14 protein-coding genes are annotated in these 15,784 nt (G+C 67.6%); 7 read left to right on the top strand and 7 right to left on the bottom strand.

All coding sequences use genetic code 11. The features are described from left to right. Positions 1-95: 95 nt before the first annotated feature. Complete coding sequence (gene pbpC, locus ACSQ19_RS18610; protein ID WP_435999076.1) at positions 96-2,447, top strand: penicillin-binding protein 1C; 2,352 nt, start codon at positions 96-98, stop codon at positions 2,445-2,447. 2 nt (positions 2,448-2,449) lie between these two features. Here pbpC and ACSQ19_RS18605 read toward each other — a convergent pair whose 3' ends face one another. Both ACSQ19_RS18605 and ACSQ19_RS18600 read right to left on the bottom strand, forming a co-directional pair. Beyond that, the gene (locus ACSQ19_RS18605; protein ID WP_296281238.1) at positions 2,450-3,124 is read right to left on the bottom strand and encodes a hypothetical protein; all 675 of its coding nucleotides are present in this window, start codon (positions 3,122-3,124) and stop codon (positions 2,450-2,452) included. Positions 3,125-3,202: 78 nt separating this feature from the next. Beyond that, positions 3,203-3,682, bottom strand: coding sequence for a peroxiredoxin (locus ACSQ19_RS18600; RefSeq protein ID WP_296281236.1), 480 nt, complete (start codon positions 3,680-3,682; stop codon positions 3,203-3,205). A gap of 145 nt (positions 3,683-3,827) precedes the next feature. Between ACSQ19_RS18600 and ACSQ19_RS18595 the strand changes: the two genes are divergently transcribed. Continuing rightward, entirely contained in the window at positions 3,828-4,271 is a 444-nt protein-coding gene (locus tag ACSQ19_RS18595) for an Hsp20/alpha crystallin family protein (RefSeq protein ID WP_435999073.1), read from the top strand. Between the two features lie 130 nt (positions 4,272-4,401). Continuing rightward, positions 4,402-5,289 (top strand): DnaJ C-terminal domain-containing protein, encoded by an 888-nt coding sequence (locus ACSQ19_RS18590; RefSeq protein WP_435999071.1) that lies wholly within the window; start codon positions 4,402-4,404, stop codon positions 5,287-5,289. A 333-nt stretch (positions 5,290-5,622) separates the two neighbouring features. On the opposite strand, the gene ACSQ19_RS18585 is transcribed toward ACSQ19_RS18590, so the two are convergent. Beyond that, positions 5,623-7,818, bottom strand: a complete 2,196-nt coding sequence (locus ACSQ19_RS18585; RefSeq protein ID WP_435999069.1) for a M3 family metallopeptidase — start codon at positions 7,816-7,818, stop codon at positions 5,623-5,625. Between the two features lie 143 nt (positions 7,819-7,961). On the opposite strand from ACSQ19_RS18585, the gene ACSQ19_RS18580 reads away from it, so the two are divergent. Then, positions 7,962-9,995, top strand: a complete 2,034-nt coding sequence (locus ACSQ19_RS18580; RefSeq protein WP_435999067.1) for an amidohydrolase family protein — start codon at positions 7,962-7,964, stop codon at positions 9,993-9,995. 92 nt (positions 9,996-10,087) lie between these two features. Here the strand turns inward: ACSQ19_RS18580 and ACSQ19_RS18575 are convergent, their stop codons facing one another. Next, complete coding sequence (locus ACSQ19_RS18575) at positions 10,088-10,684, bottom strand: hypothetical protein (RefSeq protein ID WP_435999065.1); 597 nt, start codon at positions 10,682-10,684, stop codon at positions 10,088-10,090. A 134-nt stretch (positions 10,685-10,818) separates the two neighbouring features. On the opposite strand from ACSQ19_RS18575, the gene ACSQ19_RS18570 reads away from it, so the two are divergent. Then, positions 10,819-11,301, top strand: coding sequence for a glutathione peroxidase (locus tag ACSQ19_RS18570; RefSeq protein ID WP_296281227.1), 483 nt, complete (start codon positions 10,819-10,821; stop codon positions 11,299-11,301). Between the two features lie 10 nt (positions 11,302-11,311). Further along, on the top strand, positions 11,312-11,707 hold the full coding sequence (locus ACSQ19_RS18565; protein WP_296281226.1) for a hypothetical protein: 396 nt from the start codon (positions 11,312-11,314) through the stop codon (positions 11,705-11,707). Here the strand turns inward: ACSQ19_RS18565 and ACSQ19_RS18560 are convergent. Further along, the gene (locus ACSQ19_RS18560; RefSeq protein WP_435999062.1) at positions 11,692-12,462 is read right to left on the bottom strand and encodes an alpha/beta hydrolase; all 771 of its coding nucleotides are present in this window, start codon (positions 12,460-12,462) and stop codon (positions 11,692-11,694) included. The two genes, ACSQ19_RS18565 and ACSQ19_RS18560, sit on opposite strands and share 16 nt — an antisense overlap. A 142-nt stretch (positions 12,463-12,604) precedes the next feature. Here ACSQ19_RS18560 and ACSQ19_RS18555 point away from each other — a divergent pair, with 142 nt between their 5' ends. After that, positions 12,605-13,672, top strand: a complete 1,068-nt coding sequence (locus ACSQ19_RS18555; RefSeq protein ID WP_435999060.1) for an SGNH/GDSL hydrolase family protein — start codon at positions 12,605-12,607, stop codon at positions 13,670-13,672. An 18-nt stretch (positions 13,673-13,690) separates the two neighbouring features. Here the strand turns inward: ACSQ19_RS18555 and ACSQ19_RS18550 are convergent, their stop codons facing one another. Continuing rightward, on the bottom strand, positions 13,691-14,470 hold the full coding sequence (locus tag ACSQ19_RS18550) for a ferredoxin--NADP reductase (protein ID WP_435999058.1): 780 nt from the start codon (positions 14,468-14,470) through the stop codon (positions 13,691-13,693). Between the two features lie 68 nt (positions 14,471-14,538). Then, a complete protein-coding gene (locus ACSQ19_RS18545) occupies positions 14,539-15,651 on the bottom strand; it encodes an NAD(P)/FAD-dependent oxidoreductase (protein ID WP_435999056.1) in 1,113 nt (370 codons plus the stop codon). Positions 15,652-15,784 lie beyond the last annotated feature (133 nt).

Here is a 15,784-nt window from a genome sequence, read left to right as displayed (position 1 = left end):
CGCCGTGGGAGCGATGTAAGTCGCGACAGATGACCGAAGGAGCCTCTTCGCGACTGACGTCGCTCCCACGGTCATACACGGCGCTACGAGCCTCCATGCGAAAGCGGCGTTTTCCCAGGCTCTTGAGCTGTCTGCGCTGGGCGACTGTCGCCGGGCTCGTGGGACTGCTGCTTCTCGACCTCGCATTCCCGCCGCCGCTCCCGAAGACCCGCGACACCAGCACCCTGGTCGTCGCGCGTGACGGCACACCACTGCGTGCCTTCGCCGACCGCGAGGGTGTCTGGCGCTATCCCGCGACGCCCGAGAAGGTATCGCCGCTCTACCTGCAGGCCCTGCTGAACTACGAAGACCGCTGGTTCTGGCGGCATCCCGGCGTTAACCCGTGGGCGCTGGTGCGCGCCGCCGGGCAGTTCGTCCGCCATGGGCGCGTCGTGTCCGGTGGATCGACGCTGACCATGCAGGTGGCGCGCATGCTTGACCGGCACTCGCGCACACCCTGGGGCAAGGCCAAGCAAATGCTGCGCGCCGTGCAGCTGGAAGCCCATCTCTCCAAGCGCGAGATCCTCACGCTCTATCTGGAGCGTGCGCCGTTCGGTGGCACCATCGAGGGCGTGGACGCGGCCAGCTGGGCTTACCTCGGCAAGCCGGCCGCGCGCCTGTCGCATGCCGAAGCCGCGCTGCTCGCCGTGCTCCCCCAGTCGCCGAGCCGCTTGCGCCCGGACCGCCATCCCGACGCCGCGCGCATCGCGCGCGACAAAGTGCTGCAGCGGATGGTCGATCTCGGCGTCTGGTCGAAGGCCGATGTCGACGATGCCCGCATCGAGCCCGTCGTCGCCCGCAGCCTGCAGGCCCCGTTGAGCGCTGCGTTGCTGGCCGAGCGCCTGCGTCGGCAGCAACCGCGCGCATCGCGCATCGTCTCCACGCTCGACGCCAGCCTGCAACGGACCCTGGAAGAACGCGTCCACAGCTACTTCTCCACCTTGCCGGCGCGCACGTCGGCCGCCTTGCTGGTGGTCGACAACGCGACGATGCAGGCCCGTGCGTACGTGGGATCGGTCGCCTTCGGCGATCGCGAACGGCTGGGACACGTGGATATGGTGCAGGCCTGGCGCTCTCCCGGTTCCACCCTCAAGCCGTTCCTGTACGGGCTGGCGCTGGACGATGGGCTGATCCATTCCGAGAGCCTGCTGGTCGATGCGCCGCAGTCCTTCGGCGGATATCGGCCCGGCAACTTCGACGCCGCCTTCAACGGCCCCGTCAGCGCGGCCGACGCGCTGCGCCTGTCGCTCAACGTGCCGGCGGTGGACCTGCTGGATCGCGTGGGTCCGGCGCGCTTCTCCGCGAGGCTGGCGAACAACGGTCTGGTGCTGCGCTATCCGCGCGGTGCGCAGCCCAACCTGTCGCTGATCCTCGGTGGTACGGGGGCGCGTCTGGAAGACCTGGTGGGCGCGTACGCCGGACTGAACCGGGGCGGGCTGTCCGGCCGCGTGCGTTACACGGACGAGGATCCCGTCTCCGATCGACGCCTGCTGTCGCCCGGGGCGGCATGGATCATCCGCGAAGTGCTGGAGGCGCATCCGCGCCCGGGGTACGGCAGCGGGATGCTCGATACCGGCAACAGGCCGCGCGTGGCGTGGAAGACAGGCACCAGCTACGGCTTCCGCGACGCATGGGCATTGGGAAGCACGCGCCGCTATACCGTCGGTGTGTGGGTGGGTCGACCCGACGGCACCCCGCTACCCGGCCAGTACGGCGCGGTGACGGCCCTGCCATTGATGTTCGAAGTGATCGACAGCCTGCCGCGTGCGCCGGGGGATGCCGGGCCGACGCCGCCGCCGGCCGGCGTGGTCGAACAGGCGATCTGCTGGCCCTTGGGAACGCTGGCGGACGCGGAGTCGACGCCCCTGTGCCACCGCAAGCGCGATGCATGGACACTGGGCGGCAACGTGCCGCCCACCTTTCCCGAGCGCGACGCGCGGCTTTGGAACGCCGGACGCGAACGGTTCGAGGTGGACGCGCACACTGGCTTGCGGCTGTCCGGCGAGTGCGCCCGCTCGCATGAGGCGAGGCCCTCGGAAATCGCGCGCTGGCCCGCGCTGGCATCGCCGTGGCTGCCGGCACGCGAGCGCGACGCCGCGCGCCTGCCGAGGCTGTCGCCCGACTGCCAGCCCGACGGCCGCGACGCGGGCGAGGAACTGCGCATCGACGGGCTCAACGACCTCGCCACCCTTGCGCGTGCGCCAGGCAGCCCGCATGGCGTGCGCCTGCAACTGCGCGCGCTCGGTACCGATACCCGTGTGCAGTGGCTGCTCGACGGCCGCTGGATGGCCGAAACGCACGGCGCGCAGGCATTCCAGCAGGACTTCGGCGAACCTGGCCAGCACCAGCTCACCGCGCTGGCCGACAGCGGTGCGTGGGCGAGGGTGCGGTTCAACGTGTTGCAGTGATCTCAGCGGTAATGCGCGATGAATTCACCGAGTGAGGCGGCATTCGGTACCAGCAGATTCATCACGGCGCCTGCAACGAGGAGGGACAGCATCGCCGCTGCGAAGGGCTTTCCGGTATGCCGCAGCGTGGTGGAGAGCCAGTGATCGTCGGTGCCCGGGTGTTTCAGGCGACGGTAGAGGCCAGCCGACAGCACGGCATCCAGTGCAAGCTCGGCCATCAACACCGGTGCAATCCAGATCACCCAGCCTATCGCAAGCAGGGCGCCTCCCAGCACCACCATCACCACGACGACAGGCAGCGCCTCGTCGGCATCAAGGCTGTTGTCGAGGGAGGGAAGTTCTACGGACGTCGGGACGGTATCAATGGAAGCCAGCGAGGGTGGCGAGGCCGGTGCGTCGAACGATGCGCTGGCGCCCCCGCCGCCGGAATGGCCACCTCCACCCTGCCACTCGTGCTTCCCGCCGGATGGCGACGGTGATGCGCCGTCGCCGGAGGGAAGGTTGCCGAGGTCCCATTCACGGTGACGACGCCACGACCAGATGAGCGCCAAAAATACGCCGTACGCGACCAGCACGCAGACCGGATAACGCAGCCACAGCGCATCCATGCCGACCGCGGAAAACACGACGGATGCAAGGAACCCGCTGGCAGCCGTCAGCAGCACCAGCAGGCTCATCTGCAGACGCGGCACGCTGACCTGTGCCGCGATCAATCCCCTCAAGGCAGCGTCCGAGGCGCCACGGCGACCCATGCGTCAGCCGATCTGTTCCAGCACATGCTCGGCGCCGGAGACCTTGTATTCGCCCGGTGCCTCGACGAACACGTTCTTCACCACCCCGTCCTCGGCGTACAGCGCGAAACGCTTGGCGCGGATGCCCATCCCGTAGGCGCTGGCATCCATCTCGAGGCCGAGGGCCTTGGCCAAGTCGGCGTTGCCGTCCGCCAGCATCTGCAGCCCGTCCGGCACGTGCTGGGTCTTGCCCCATGCCTGCATGACGAAGGGGTCGTTGACGGATACGCAGAACACCTCGATGCCGCGGCTGCGGAAGTCGTCGAAGTGCTGCACGTAACTCGGCAGGTGCTTCTCCGAACAGGTCGGCGTGAACGCGCCCGGCACGGCGAACAACACAGCCTTGCGGCCTTCGAACAGCGCGGCGGTATCGACCGTCTCGACGCCTTCGCGGATGCGCTTGAGGGTGACTTCGGGGATGCGCTGGCCTACCTGGATGCTCATGGGATTGCCTTGTCTGGACGGAAACTGAATCCAGTGTAGCGTGCCCGCGTGGTCGGATCGTCACGGGCTTGAAAGCAGCGGGCGCGCGCCTATTTCCCCGGCATCGGCGCCGCCGTGATGGCGCCCTTTTCGAGGAGACATCGACATGAGCATCGTGCAGTACAACCCCTGGGGCAACGCCCGCGGCCTGCAGGACGAAATCAAGCAGGTCTTCGACCGCTTCCTGGGCGAAGCTGACGCCGACCAGTCCAACGTCGTGACGAGCCAGTGGGCGCCGCGCGTGGACATCCGCGAGGATGCCGACCGGTTCGTGATCCTGGCCGACATTCCGGGCGTGGATCCGCAGGACATCGAGATCCACATGGACAAGGGCATCCTGACCCTGCGCGGCGAACGCGCGTCCGAGAAGAAGGACGAGGGAACCCGCTATTCGCGCATGGAGCGCGTGCACGGCACCTTCTACCGCCGGTTTTCGCTGCCGGACAGCGCCAACCCCGACGGCATTACCGCCACCGGCCGGCACGGGGTGCTGCAGATCGACATTCCGAAGAAGCCGGAGACCACGCCGCGCCGCATCCAGGTGCAGTGATCCGCCGGGTGCCTGCCGCACGCCGGCAGGGCCACGGGCGTAGCGATAGAATCGGCCCGTGGCGCCCGCGTCGCGGGCCGTTCTTTTTCCGATGCCGTGCGGTCGCGCGGCATCCGTCTGCGGAGATTCCATGCAGTTCAAGGACTATTACGCGGTACTCGGCGTGGAACCCAGCGCCGGCGACGCGGAGATCAAGACCGCGTACCGCCGCCTCGCCCGCAAGTACCATCCGGACGTCAGCAAGGAGCCTGGCGCCGAGGACCAGTTCAAGGCCGTCAACGAGGCCTACGAGGCGTTGCGCGACCCGCAGAAGCGCGCGGCCTACGACCAGTTGCGGGCGCGCGGCTACCGGCCCGGCGAAGAGTTCCGTCCGCCACCGGACTTCGGGCGTGGTGGGGCGGGATCGCAGGAGTTCGACTACGAGGAGATCTTCGGCGGTGCCGGCGGCGGAAGCGGGGGGTTCAGCGATTTCTTCGAAGGCCTGTTCGGCCGCCGTGCCCGCGCCGAACAGGGTGCGCCGCGTGGGCCGCAGCCGTCGCGCGATTCGCGCGCCAAGCTGGCCGTGCCGCTGCAGGCGGTCCATGACGGCGGCAGCGTGCGCGTGAACGTCAACAACAAGCAGTTGGACGTGAAGGTACCCAAGGGCGTCAAGCCGGGCCAGGTGATCCGGCTGGGCGGGCAGGGCAGCCAGGGCGGCAACCTGTTGCTGGAAGTCGAATACGCACCGCATCCGCAGTTCGACGTGGACGGCCGCAACATCATCCACGTGCTGGCGTTGACGCCTTGGCAGGCGGCACTGGGCGCGACCGTCAGCGTGCCGACGCTGGGGGGCGAGGTCGAACTGAAGATTCCGCAGGATTCGGACACGGGCCGCAAACTGCGCCTGCGCGGCCGCGGCCTGCCCGGCACGCCGCCCGGGGACCAGATCGTCGAGCTGGAAGTCACCGCGCCGCGTGCGGAGACGGACGAGCAGCGCAAGGCCTATAGCAAGCTGGCGAAAGCGTTCGGACACGCGTGACGCAGCGCATGCCCTCGTTGTAGGAGCGGGCCATGCCCGCGATGCTTATCATGAATCCGGTTCACGAGCATCGCGGGCATGGCCCGCTCCTAGAGAGTTCGGGGGATTGCGACATCGCCCGCCGTCACGCGTGCCGGAGCATGGCGAAAATTTCGCCATCCATCTTGACAGGCCCGTCGTGCAAGGCCGTCGCGCGGTTATCCACAGTTTCGTGCACGCGTCATCCACACCCGCTGTGGAGAACCCCGCGACCGGCGATGGACGTTCCCGGCCCTGAAAGCATCACGCCACCCGAAGGTGGCGTGATGGAACGCGTCGGGATGCGTCGAGTGCTTACTTGACGGGCTTGCCCGCCGGTGCGCTGGACGGCGCGGTCAGGCCACGCTTCTCCAGCAGCGGCTCGATCTTCGGATCGTGGCCGGCGAAGTCGCGGAACAGCTTCATCGCATCCTGGCTGCCGCCCTGCGACAGCAGGGTCTTGCGGAAGTGGTCGCCGTTCTCGCGCTTCAGGCCGCCGTTGTTCTTGAACCATTCCACGCTGTTGGCGTCCAGCACTTCCGACCAGATGTAGGCGTAGTAGCCGGCCGAGTAGCCGCCCATGATGTGGCTGAAGTAGGGCGTCTTGTAGCGCGGCGGCACCGGCTTGTAGTTGATGCCGTCCGCGGCCAACGCATCGGCTTCGAACTTCATCACGCCAGCCGCATCCGGTACCTGGTCGGCGGTGATCTGGTGCCAGCGCTGGTCGAGCATCGCGGCGCCCAGATACTCGGTCGTCGCGAAGCCCTGGTTGAATTTGGACGCTGCGATCACTTTGTCCAGCAGCGCCTGCGGCATCGCTTCGCCGGTCTTGTGGTGCTTGGCGTAGTTCGCCAGGATCGACGGCCAGTCGGCCCACATCTCGTTGACCTGCGACGGGTACTCGACGAAATCGCGCGGCACGCTGGTGCCGCTGAAGTACGGGTACTTCACGTCGGAGAACATGCCGTGCAGCGCATGGCCGAACTCGTGGAACGTGGTGGTCACTTCATCCCACGTCATAAGCGTGGGTTCGCCGGCCGGTGGCTTGGGCACGTTCAGGTGGTTGGCGACCACCGGCTGGTCGCCGGTCAGGCCGGACTGCGACACGTACGAGTTCATCCATGCGCCGCCGCGCTTGGAGTCGCGCGCATACGGGTCGAAGATGAAGATCGCCAGCTGCGACCCGTCGGCGTTGAACACGTCGTAGGTCCACGTGTCGGCGTGGTACTTCGGCAGGTCGGTGCGTTCCTTGAACGTCAGGCCGTACAGCTGGGTGGCGGCGAAGAACACGCCGTTCTCCAGCACGTTCTTCATCTCGAAGTACGGCTTGAGCTGCGATTCGTCGAAGTTGTACTTCGCGGCGCGCACCTTCTCGGTGTAGAACGCCCAGTCCCACGGCTCGAGCTTGAACGTCGGTTCGCCCTTGGCCTTCTGCTCCTGGTCGATCATCGCCTGCAGGTCGGCGGCTTCGCGCTTGGCGTTGGCCACCGCGGCCGGCGCCAGCTTGCCCAGCATCGCGTTGACGGCTTCGGGCGTGCGTGCGGTCTGGTCTTCCAGGCCGTAAGCGGCGTGGTTCGGGTAGCCCAACAGCTTCGCGCGGTCGGCGCGCAGCTTCATGATGCGCGAGACCAGCGCGGTGGTGTCGAATTCGCCGCCGCGGCTGCCGCGCGCGACCGAAGCTTCGTGCAGGCGCTGGCGCAGGGCCCGATTGGTCAGCTGCGACTCCGGCGGCTGGCCGGTGGTATTGAGCAGGGTCAGCACGTACTTGCCTTCCAGGCCGCGCTTCTTGGCCACGTCGGCTGCGGTGGCGATCTGGCCTTCGGTCAGGCCGTCGAGCTGCTTCACGTCGTCGACCACGACCGCCGACGCGTTCACTTCCTTCAGCACGTTGTCGCTGAAGGTGGTGCCCAGCGAGGCCAGTTCGCCGTTCATCTTCTTGAGCGTCGCCTTGTCGGCGTCGTTGAGATTGGCGCCCGACCGCACGAAGCTGGTGTGGTAACGCTCGATGAGGCGAACGCCTTCCGCATCCAGCCCCAGTTCGTTGCGCTTGTCGAACAGCGCCTTGATGCGCGCGAACAGCTTCGGGTTCAGGCTGATGGCATCGCCGTGGGCGGCGAACCTGGCGGAATAGTCGGCACGCAACTTGTTGCGCGCGTCATTGGTGTCGGTGCCCACGAGGTTGAAGAACACCGTGGTGGCGCGGTCCAGCACCTGTCCGCTCTTTTCCATCGCGATGATGGTGTTCTCGAACGTGGGCGCGGCCGGGTTGTTGGCGATGGCATCCATTTCCTTCAACTGCTCGGCCATGCCGGCGTCGAAGGCGGGAGCGAAGTCGCTGTCCTTGATCTTGTCGAACTGCGGGTAGTGCAGCGGCAGCGGGCTTTCCGCGAAGAAGGGGTTGGCGGCCTGGGGGGCCTGGGCGGCCTGGGTGGCCGGCGTGGCGGCCTGGCTGTAGGCGGGCATGGCGAGTCCGAGGGTCGCGGCGAGCGCGAGGGCGAGGCGGGTGGTCATGAAGCGCGACGTCCTTACAAAGGTGGATTCCCAAGGGTAACCCAGCGAAATGGGCCGGACCCATGACGAAAGGCATGGGCCGCCGGCCCGGCGTGCCTTCACGCTGCGGCAGAATGCGCCGAGCGCCCCCGACGGAGAGTCCTGTGAAGCCTGTCCTTGCCTTCTGCTGTGCATTGTTGCTGGCGCCGTCGGCGCTGGCTGCCGAGACGCTGAAGTACGTCGCCCTGGTCGATGGCGGAAAGAAGGCCGGCGAGCAGACGGTCACGGTGGGCGACGATGGCGTGACGCGCGTCGACTTCATCTTCAAGGACAACGGGCGCGGTCCGGAACTGAAGGAGGAATTCCGCCTGCGCGATGACGGCACCTTCGATCGCTACCAGGTCAAGGGCGCGTCCACGTTCGGCGCGCCGGTGGACGAAACGTTCACTCGCACGGGCGACACCGGTACCTGGAAAAGCACGTCGGACAGCGGCACCCATGCCTACACCGGCACCGCGCTGTATACGCCGCTGGGCGGCACGCCTGCGGCCACGTCGGTCGCGCTGGCCGCACTGGCCAAGCGTCCCGACGGGAAGCTGCCGCTGGTGCCCAGCGGTACGCTGACGCAGCGCAAGGTTGCCTCGATGCAGATCGCCAGCGGCGGGAAGACCCAGACGGTCGACCTGGTGGCGCTGACCGGCATCGGGTTCACGCCGAGTTTCGTGTGGGTGACGCGCGACGCCGTGCCGCGCATGTTCGCCTACATCTATCCCGGGTTCCTGCAGTTGATCGAGGACGGTTGGCAGGGCAGCGCCAACGCACTGGAATCGCGACAGAAGGTCGCCGAGCGTGAAGCGCTGGTAGCGCTGCAGCAACGCCTGGCGCATCCGTTGCCGGGCACCACGCTGATCCGCAACGCGCGCGTGTTCGACAGCGAGAATGCGGTCCTCGGCGCCGCCGCGGACGTGGTCGTGCGGGATGGCAAGATCCTGTCGGTGTCGCCGGTCGGGCAATCGAGGGTCGCGGCCGACATCGTGATCGACGCCGGCAATCGCGTGCTGCTGCCCGGTCTCTACGATATGCACGTGCATGCGGGCAGCTGGGAAGGCGGACTGCATCTTGCGGCCGGCGTGACCAGCACGCGCGACATGGGCAACGACAACGCGACGCTGCAGCAGCTGATGGCGGAAGAGAAGGCCGGCACGCTGATGCATCCGCGGGTGATTCCCGCGGGTTACATCGAAGGACAGAGTCCGCACTCGTCGCAGGGCGGCTTCGTGGTGAAGGACCTGGCCGGCGCGAAGCAGGCCATCGACTGGTACGCCGACCACGGGTACCCGCAGATCAAGATCTACAACTCGTTCCCCAAGGACATCCTGCGCGACACCACCGCATATGCGCACCAGCGTGGCCTGCGGGTCAGCGGGCACGTACCGGCGTTCCTCCGCGCGCAGGACGTGGTGGAGCAGGGCTACGACGAGATCCAGCACATCAACCAGGTGATGCTGAACTTCTTCGTCACGCCGGAGACCGACACGCGCACGCTGGCGCGCTTCTACCTGGTCGCCGACAGGACCGATGGCCTGGACTTCGACAGCAAGCCGGTGCAGGACTTCATCGCTGAGCTGGCGAAGAAACAGATCGTCATCGACCCGACGCTGGCGACGTTCGAGTTCATCCACCAGCGCGAAGGGCAGCTGTCGCCGATCGTCGCCGACGTGGCCGACCACCTGCCGCCGGACGTGCAGCGCAGCCGGCGTGCGGCCGAGATGGACATCAAGGACGATGAGACCGGCGCGCGCTACAAGCGCAGCTTCGACAAGCTGGTCGACTTCACGGGTCGCATGTATCGCGCGGGTGTCCCGCTGGTCGCCGGGACCGACGAACTGCCGGGCTTCACCCTGCAGCGCGAACTCGAACTCTATGTGCAGGCCGGACTGAGCCCGTCGCAGGCCCTGCAGGTAGCGACCTGGAACGGTGCGAAGTACAGCCGCACGCTGGACGATGCCGGCTCCATCACGCCGGGCAAGCGCGCGGACCTGGTGCTGGTGGATGGGGACCCCACCGCCAACATCGCGGACATCCGCAAGCTGGCGCTGGTCATCAAGGATGGCCGGGCGTATTACCCGGCGGAGATCCACGAAGCGCTGGGGATCACGCCGTTCGCGCCACCCATCAAGGTCCAGCCGGCTCGGTAAGCCGAAATGACGTTGTGGGAGCGACGTCAGTCGCGATCAGACTGCCGCTGCGTTTCATTCACGACTGACGTCGCTCCCACCACAGCGGGCAATCACACCAGGATTTCGTAGCGTCGCCAGATCCACGACAGTTCGTACAGCAAGGCCGTCACAGCGAAGATGGCGTGATAGCGCGGGTTGCGCGTGGCGATGGCGGCCAGGCTGCCGGCGATATACATCGTATTACGCACCCAGTACTCCGGTCCCAGCTGCTGGGCATAGGCCGCGCCCTTGATCAGGGTGTCGCCGATGTCGACGACGAACATCACCGCCAGCAGGCCGAAGAACCAGCGCCGCCGTCCATAGTAGTAGTCGTGGTAGCCGACGCCATCGGCCAGCGACTCGGGGAACACCAGCGCGCACAGCAGGTACAGCAGCAGCGCGTACAGCGTGACGAACAGGTAGAGGTTGAAGTTCCAGTGCGCCTGGTGGGACAGGCTGAATTCCCACCACCAGAAGTGCAGGACGTAGACGAACATGAAGGCGGCCCACAGCAGGTGCACGCCGTAGATGCGGTGCGCCTGCGGACGTTCGACGATGCGCGCAACATGGCGCAGCAGGTGGGTCAGGCCCAGGCCGACGATCATGCCCAGCAGGATGCGGACATGGATGTACAGACTGGCATGGCTGGCGGGGTCGGCGTAGTGCATGGCGGTATCATTGGGCCCGTATGGACACGGTAGCCGAATCCGGACGCCGTTCCCATGGATCGGCGTGGGCCCGGCGGCTTGCCCGGCGGACGCGCCGGGTGTCTGATAGCGCCTTTCCCGGAGCCAATCACCCCATGACCACCGCCTACGATTTCTCCGCCCAGGACCTCGACGGTCGCGAACGCTCGCTGTCCGAATACCAGGGCAAGGCCCTGCTGATCGTCAACGTGGCCTCCAAGTGCGGCTTCACGCCGCAGTACACCGGCCTGGAAGCCCTGTGGCGCGAGTTCGGCCCGCAGGGTCTGGTCGTGCTGGGATTCCCGTGCGACCAGTTCGGCCACCAGGAGCCGGGCGACGAGGCCGAGATCCGGAATTTCTGCTCGCTGAACTACGACGTGACCTTTCCGATGTTCGCCAAGATCGACGTCAATGGCGACGGTGCGCATCCGCTCTGGAAATGGCTGAAGAAAGAGAAGGGCGGCCTGCTGGGCATCAGCGCCATCAAATGGAACTTCAGCAAGTTCCTGGTCGGGCGCGACGGACGGGTCATCAAGCGCTATGCGCCTACCGATACGCCGGAATCGCTGGCGGGCGACATCCGCGCCGCACTGGGTTGAGCGCGACGGCATGAGCGGTGTGCACGCCCCGTCGTTCCATATCGCGTTCGGTACCACCGACTACGGACTGCGCGCGTGGGTGACCGGTACGAACGGCACGCTGGAAACGACGCTGGCGTACTGGCAGGCCATCGCGGAGGAAGTGCGTCGGCTAACGCCGCCGTCTCTGCTGGTGGTGGACGACATGGAAGGCTTGCCGCCTCCGCCCGCGCAGTTGCTGCAGTTCGTGCAGGCCATGCAGGGGCAGGGGATGGAGGCCGTCCGCATCGCGTACGTGGAGAAGCACGCCGAACAGCTGCCCGAGGTGGAGTTCGCCGGCCTGCTGGCCAACGAGAACGGCTTCGATGCGCGTGTCTTCGCGGACGAAGCCGCGGCGATCCGCTGGCTGCGCTACGGCGAACGCTGAGCGTCCAGGCGTGCAGGGCCGGCGTCCGTGAGCATGCGCCGGGCGAGGGGGGACCACACCTTCCACGCATGGCCGCCCTCTGCCACGACCACGTGCTCCGCCGGCAACAGTCCGGCCAGCGGCGGCATGGCGTCGGCCAGCCGGTCCTCCGCGCCATAGCCCAGCCAGACGGAGCGCGTACGTGCCGGATCGGCTTGCCAGCCCTGCAGGTGGCGCCACAGCTCGCGCTGGTAGTTGCCCGCATCCACCTCGGCCGGTACGGGCCCCGCGTCCCACTGCCGCAGGCCCCGCGTGCGGATGTCCTTCACCAGCGAGCGGTCGCCCAGATAGGGCGCCAGCAGCACCAGGCCATCGGCGTCGCCGGGATAGGCGCGGTCGTACATGAGCGTGCCCATGCCTCCCATGGAGGCTCCGATCAGCCAGACCTCGCGATAACCGCGGGCACGGGCGGGCACGATCACTTCATCGTGCAGTCGCTGCGGCGCGCGTCCCTGCATGTAATACGCGAAGCCAAGCCCGGTGAGCACGACATCCGCATCGGGCCACGCCGACTGGATGGCCGGCGCGATGCCGCTTTCGCGGAGCGCCTGCACGTCGTCGCCGCGTCCGGGCAGCACCACCACCAGACGCGTGGGGGGTGACGCCGCCGGCACCAGCGCCTGCGGCACGGGCGCCCGGGCATCGATCGCCGGCAGGCAGCCCGCGAGCGCCAGCGCCATCACGATCACGACCCACCGTTTCCCCGTGCCTGCCATGCCGTGCTCCCCGCGTGCGATGCACGGAGACTAGCATCGGCCAGGCGACGCGCGCGTGCATGCGGGGCTGGACGCAGCGCCATGTCCCGACCGCGACGGGCTTGGCGTTCTATCCGTCATGCGGGAAACAAGTCTCCGGGAGATGACGGTGGTCAAGAAGGCGTGGGCGTTCGCCCTGCTGGCGTGTGCCGGCATCTGTGCGGACGCATCGTTCGCGGCACCGGTGCCGCTGGCCGTGGTGGGCGACTCGGACAGTCACGCTTACCACGACCGCACGCAGTTCACGGGCGAAGACGGCGCGCGCGGTGGCGTCTTCCACGACACGACATGGCAATGGACCGAGTGGCTGCATCGGCTGCGCGGCGGCGAAGTCGACCAGGGGCACTGGGGCCGTTCCGGCAGCCGACGGATCGTTGCGATGGTGGAGGAGGCGCTGGGCCTGCCGGCGCGGACGCCGGAGAAGGAGGACTTCGGCTACAACTTCGCCGTGTCCGGCGCGGTCTGCAACGACCTGATGAACGTACAGCGCCAGGTGCCGCACCTCGTGCAGCAGATGGACGAAGCACCCGCCGCGTGGCGGGGAGGCATCGTCGTCGTCCGCATCGGCGTGAACAGCTTCGGCCAGCGTGAGCACCTCGACCGGCTGGCCGCCTCCGCCGACGATCCTGCCGTGGCATCGGAGATCGACGGGTGCATCGACGACGTACGCGCGGCGGTGTCGTACCTCCATCGCCACCATCCCGATACGCGGGTGGTGCTGGTCGGCATCTTCGACAACGCCAACATCGGCGAGAACGTACGACGCTGGTCGTCAGCGCGCGAACAGGCCAACATCACCCGCGCACTGGATCGCTACGACGCCGCGCTGAAGGCCATGGCGATGCGGGATCCCCGCATCGCCTTCTTCGACGACCGGGCCTGGTTCGCAGCGCTGTGGGGTGGCCGCGACGCGACGGCTCGCGCGGCATACAAGGCCGTCCGCATCGGCGAGGACCTGGTCGTCACCAACACGCAGGGCGATGCGCCCTGCCACGCGATCCTGTCGGACGGGCACGCCGGCACGGTCTGGAATGCCTTGTGGGCGAAAGCGCTTGTGCACGTGGTGAACCAGCGCTTCGGCGCCGGCATCACGCCCATCACGTCCCAGGAGTTGGCTTCACGCCTGGGCGGCGAAGCACTGCGCGGCAGCGAGACCTGCAGAGCGCAGTGAGTCGCCACCGGGTCGCGCTCACTTTTCGACGAAAGCGCGCTCGAACACGTACTGCCCCGGCGTGCCGATGCGTGGCGCGGCGGTGAACCCGCGGCCGTCGAGCAGGGCGCGGAAATCGGCCAGCATCTGCGGGCTGCCGCAGATCATCGCGCGGTCGTGTTCCGCATCCAGCGGCGCAATGCCCAGGCTGTCCATCATCGCGCCGCTGGCCATCAGGTCGGTCAGGCGCCCCTGGTTGACGAAGTCCTCGCGCGTCACCGCCGGGTAGTACAGCAGCTTCTCGCGGATGGTCTCGCCGAGGAACTCGTGCTGCGGCAGTTCCTTCTCGAAATAGTCGCGATAGGCGAGGTCCTCGGCATGGCGCACGCCATGGGTCAGGATGACCTTGTCGAACCGCTCGTAGGTATCCGGGTCCTTGATCACCGACAGCCAAGGCGCCAGGCCGGTGCCTGTGCCCAGGAGATAGAGGTTGCGGCCGGGATACAGGTCGCTGATCAGCAGCGTGCCGGTCGGCTTGCGCCCGATCAGCACGGTGTCGCCGGGCTTGATGTGCTGCAGGCGCGAGGTCAACGGGCCGTCCTGCACCTTGATGCTGAAGAACTCGAGCTGTTCTTCCCAGTTGGCGCTGGCGATCGAATAGGCGCGCAGCAGCGGCTTGCCGTCGACTTCCAGCCCGATCATGACGAACTGGCCGTTCTCGAAGCGGAAACCGTCGTCGCGGGTGGTGGTGAAGCTGAAGTAGGCGTCCGTCCAGTGACGGACGTCGAGCACCGTCTCGGTGCCGAACGCAGAGGACATGGGGGAAGTCAGGCGAGTGAAGCGACGCGCCATTGTAGCCGACCCGCATTCGACGGCCTTGATCCTGCTCAATCGCCCGCCGCCGGGGCGGGGGGCGGATCGCCGCGCCGGTGGAAGCAGAGTTGCTCGACGACGCGTCGCATCGGACGTGCCGCCAACAGCAGGTTCACCGGAACATCGAACTGCGCGTGGTCGAAGGCCCATCGCAGGGCGCGCTTGAACGCAAACCCCGGGACCGGCGGCGGCGACGCCACATCCGGCCCGGCGCGTCCCGACAGGGAGCGGGCCAGGCTGCGTCCCACCATCGCGCCGTGCCTCAGTCCGGCATGGATGCCGCCTGCCGTCAGCGGCGACACCATGCCCGCCGCATCGCCGATCAGCACGATGTCTTCGCGCTGCATCGGCCGGACCGGACCGCCGCAGGGAATCAGCCCCGTGCGGATGCTGTCGGGTCGTCGCGTGACGGACAGTCCGGTCATCGGCGCGACGTGCTGGAGGAAGCCCGCCATGTCCGGCACATGCGTGCCGCCGGAGCGGTATCGCCGGGCGAGACCGGCCTGCACGCCGGTCGGTGTCTGCGCTACCCAGCCCAGGTAGCCCGGCGCGAAGCGCTTGCTGATGAAGCAGTGCAGGGCATCGGGTTCGCGCAGGGCGAAGCCGTCGAACTCGTATTCCACGCCATGGAGATACTGGTCCACACGACCCAGCCCCAGCTTCTCCGCGACCCGCGAGCGTGCGCCGTCGGCGCCGACGAGCACGCGGGCCTCGCCGATACCGTCCAGCCGCCATCCGGTTGTCGTACGGGTGGCGTCACGGAAGGCAAGGCCACGTTTCAGCTCGACGCCGCAGGCTTCGGCGCGCTGGCCCATCCAGCGCAGCAGCGCCGGTGTATCGGTGGTGTAGAAGCGATAGCCCTCCGCGCCGAGCCGCACGCTGCGCAGGTTGGGGGCGTACAGGCGCACGTGCGGCACGGCACGCACGAGTGCCGGCGGCAAGCCGGCCAGCAGCGGCGCATCGCAGGCTTCCTGTACCAGGATGCCGGTGGTGTGCATGCGTTCGCCGAGGTCCTGCTTGCGGTCGATCACGCAGACCCGCAGGCCATGCATGGCAAGTTCCCGTGCGCAGGCGAGGCCGGCGAAGCCGGCCCCCACGACGATCACGTCATAACGGCAATCCTGCATGATCTGGCACGCGCTCCATCACGGAAAGGCGTGCAGCGTGCAGGCCGTTCGCGGAGCGGCGATGAAGTCGCCATGAAGTCCGCGCCTCCGATCCGCACATGCGAAGAAGGCGCCCGTGGGCGCCTTCTTGGTG

Source organism: Pseudoxanthomonas sp. LjRoot127, from assembly GCF_964253495.1.
Taxonomy (GTDB): Bacteria; Pseudomonadota; Gammaproteobacteria; order Xanthomonadales; family Xanthomonadaceae; genus Pseudoxanthomonas_A.
Note: the sequence above shows the minus strand (reverse complement) of the source record. Positions and strands in the feature narration are given on the sequence as shown.